General features: G+C 60.0%; 2 protein-coding genes and 1 pseudogene. All 3 read right to left on the reverse strand.

Going from position 1 to position 2865, the window contains the following annotated elements:
- Window positions 1-126: 126 nt before the first annotated feature.
- Window positions 127-501, reverse strand: a pseudogene (locus tag ENE74_RS18000) (RES family NAD+ phosphorylase); the annotation flags it as partial.
- Window positions 498-911: an MbcA/ParS/Xre antitoxin family protein gene (locus ENE74_RS18005; RefSeq protein ID WP_127692237.1), complete on the reverse strand. Its 414-nt coding sequence runs from the start codon at window positions 909-911 to the stop codon at window positions 498-500. The pseudogene ENE74_RS18000 and the gene ENE74_RS18005, both read right to left, overlap by 4 nt.
- 60 nt (window positions 912-971) lie before the next feature.
- Window positions 972-2846 (reverse strand): strawberry notch C-terminal domain-containing protein, encoded by a 1875-nt coding sequence (locus ENE74_RS18010; protein WP_420902612.1) that lies wholly within the window; start codon window positions 2844-2846, stop codon window positions 972-974.
- Between the last annotated feature and the right edge of the window lie 19 nt (window positions 2847-2865).

A 2865-nucleotide genomic window follows, 5' to 3' on the forward strand; every position in this document is an offset into this window, starting at 1 on the left:
ACGATCAACATCCCGTTCTCGCCAACTGATCAAAACCAGTCGGCCAACTAAATCCCCGGGATGAAGGGGTCCTTTTTGCACGCCGATCACCCCACGAAGGGGGTGCCTATTGCACGCTGATCCTCAAGTGCGAGCCATGAAGCGGGCATGGTGATGGATTGTCTCGAACAGCGCAGTTTCGAATGTATCCCCCGCGTATAGGACGCCGTAGGTCCCATCGGTGAAGCGACTAGGTCGGTCGGTGCTGACATGCGTGAACGGGGCCATCAGATAGGATGCGCCGTTGCCCCCTACCCGGCGGTCAGCAGGTACCAGATCGAGATTGCCGATCGTCGCCATAATGCGAGGATTGGTTTTTTGCTCGGCAGAGATCAGCAGTGGCCAATCTGCGGGGTCTGCGATATCTTCGAACAGGTCGATCGGTGGAAAGGCACTGCGGATAATTCGTACCGCACCTTTCCACTCGACCTGGGCAACCGGAATCGCCTTGGGATCAATCACCAGGCACCACGTTCGGCATCAAGATAGCGACGCACCCGCATGATATCGGTCAGCTCGCCGCCAAGCATGACGTCGAGCGCACTCGCTCCGGCAAAGGCGGCGTTGCCTGCCTTGATCCAGGCGTAGCCACGCGGAGCTTCTGAAAAGATGATCCTCAGCGCCTTGTGGATACCCATCAGGTTGGAGAGCCGCGCCGCGCCATCGCGCGAGACACGGCCTGCACCCTCAGCCTTCCACCGCCGGTAGGAGCGAACAGGCATGTCGAGCAAAGTCGCGGCTTGTTCGTCGGTTAGTTCCCATTTCCCAAACAGGTTCAGCACGGCGCGAAACATCGCCGATGCTTCCTCCTGGGTTACAGGATCGGGCCGAAAGGCATGGGGGACGGTATCAACGGGTTGCAGTGCCAACATAAGCATTCTCCATATGGCATCATATATAACTTTGGATGCCAATTGGCAAGATAACGATTCTCATCCCACAAGTCGCGCCAAGACCGCTACTGCGCTCGTCGTCGGGACGAAAAGTCGCGTTTGATAGCGTATGATCTCGGTGAAGCACCCATGTGTCTTGTACCAGTCGAGGCGCGACACCGACCAACCAGCCAGTTCGAGCCGCTGCGCGCCATTGACGAGGCTGCGCTTGAGCGTAAGCGCTTCGCGGCTTTTGATTTGCATCGGTCGCCCTGTCCCGAGCACCGCATCGACGATTTGCTCTGCCGAAAAGGCATGTTCGTCTTCGAGCCCAAGCGCCTGGCAAAGTTCGGGCACGCAATGGAGGGGAACCTCCCGGCCTAACAGCGAGCGTCCATCTCGCGCCGAAATCCGGCTGACCCGAACATAGTCGGAAGGGAGTTTGTCCCACACCGGAAGCAGCAGGCCGGTTGCAAGATGCAGGCGCTCGCGCTTGTGATTTGAGGCGGCGTCATCGACCTCCACCTGCCACAGGCGGCGAAATTCGGTTGGATCCACCGTTTCCCAGTTGCTCTCCGCGAGTTGATCGGCAGTGATGTGCCCATGCTTCAATGGACGGACAAGCTCGAAGCGGGCCACCCGCATACCTTCGTCTGTGAGCAGGCTGCGCGCTGGGACAAGCAGCCCGATCCGGCCTGAGCGCGTATTACGGAGAAGCTGCTGGCGCGCACCTGAAAAGCCGTAGAGCTCCTCGAGGCGTTTGAGACGCAAAGGCTTGAGCGCCCGCGCGATCTCGAGTTCCAGGAGATGCGTAGTCGCGCCCGACAGCGCATCGGTGCGCAGAAGCGTGTCGGTCAGCACCTCGTAATGCTCCACCGCAATGGTCTCGACCCCAATGTCGAGCGTGCCGGCCTGGCGTGCCGCATCGATCCGCGCTTCGACGAGGCCGAGAAACTCGTCAAATATGCCGTTTTGCAAAGCAATCGGCAACGCGAGGATGCGATTGAGCCAGCGCTGGATTGTTGGCAAGTCATCGACCATCCCGCCGTCGGGCCCTTCGACCCTGAGCCCGCTCAATTCCTCAAACCGAGAAAGCGTAACGGCTTCCAGCTTGCCTGCGAACAACAGGCCGAACCAGCGATGAAGCGCCTCCTTGGCGTAGGTGCTCTCGAGATTGTCGGCAGGATCGAAGAGGTTCTGCCCACCTGTCTGGCGCTGCCCTCGGGTCAGTGCCCCGAGACTGTCGAGCCGACGTGCAATGGTCGATATAAACCGACGTTCGCCACGCACGTCGGTGGTCACCGGGCGGAACAGCGGGGCCGACGCCTGATTGGTGCGGTTGGTACGGCCAAGGCCCTGAATTGCGGCATCGGCCCGCCAGCCCGGCTCAAGCAGGAAGTGGACCCGGCGCATCTGGTTCTTTGCCGCAAGGTCGGCATGATAACTGCGGCCGGTGCCACCGGCATCGGAGAAAACCAGAATCCGCTTTGTCCCGTCCATAAAATCTCGCGTTTCGGCGACATTGGCGCGCGGAGAGCGCGACTGGAGCACCTGGCGTCCATCGCGCCCGACGATCAGGCGGCGGGTACGGCCGGTGACTTCGGCGACCTGATCAACACCGAACCGTTCGATGATCGCATCGAGCGCCGTCGCGATCGGCGGCAAGGCACAGAGCTGCTCGATCATGCTATCGCGCGCGGCAAGCGCCGAACGACAGAGAACAGGGGCACCGTTCTCATCACTCATCGGTTCGGACCGGACATTGCCATTCTCGTCCGTAAACACGGCCATCAACCGAACCGGGAAGCTTTTGGTGAGGTAATCGACCACATATTCTTTGCAGTCGCAGTTTATGTCGAGCGTGGTGGCGGGAGGCGCAGGTTTCCTTCGGTTTTCCATGATTTCACTCCAGATAATTGCCTGACAAGGTTGAATGCTGGGGCCGTTAGGATTG

This window comes from Sphingobium algorifonticola, assembly GCF_004005485.1.
Lineage (GTDB): Bacteria > Pseudomonadota > Alphaproteobacteria > Sphingomonadales > Sphingomonadaceae > Sphingobium > Sphingobium algorifonticola.

What these genes read in the sequence shown, in the direction of transcription:
- ENE74_RS18005 (WP_127692237.1), bottom strand. Translation starts at nt 911, where the DNA reads ATGTTGGCACTGCAACCCGTTGATACCGTCCCCCATGCCTTTCGGCCC.